The sequence below is a fragment of the Micrococcus sp. M4NT genome (assembly GCF_033790745.1).
GTDB lineage: Bacteria > Actinomycetota > Actinomycetes > Actinomycetales > Micrococcaceae > Micrococcus.
In genome coordinates, this window is record NZ_JAMYEH010000025.1 from 1 (window position 1) to 391 (window position 391).

The following is a 391-nucleotide window of genomic DNA, read 5'->3' on the forward strand; positions in this document are numbered from 1 at the left end:
GTCACCAAATGCATCCTCTCCTGGCACCTTCGCGTGCATGTCAGTCTCTGACACGGCTTGATCGAAGCTGCGGCCATCCACTTGTTTGGCGAGCAACGCGAGAGCCTCGATAGGCTTGTACCAAGTCAGTCGGTAAGACCTAATAGTGTTTCCTTTTGTTTGCCCCGGTCTATCAGGTGGGTCGTTTTGGGAAGTAACTCCTTCGCGGAAAACCGTGTCGATTTTGACGAGGTTGTCTATCGCCGAAGCAGTTCGAGGGATTAAATCCTTAAGTTTTACTTGTCGTGCCAGAATCTGCGCTGTCGGATCAGGGCTGGCGGCTCGCTCGGCAAGCCGCTGAACATTGCCCAAGCTAGTCTCGAATTTCTCCAATTGAGGAGCGATCCCGGCC

1 protein-coding gene is annotated in these 391 nt (G+C 53.5%); it reads right to left on the reverse strand.

The window, feature by feature from the left end; genetic code table 11:
* A partial coding sequence (locus NJC10_RS11190; RefSeq protein ID WP_319076626.1) for a hypothetical protein occupies positions 1-391 on the reverse strand: 391 nt, incomplete at both ends.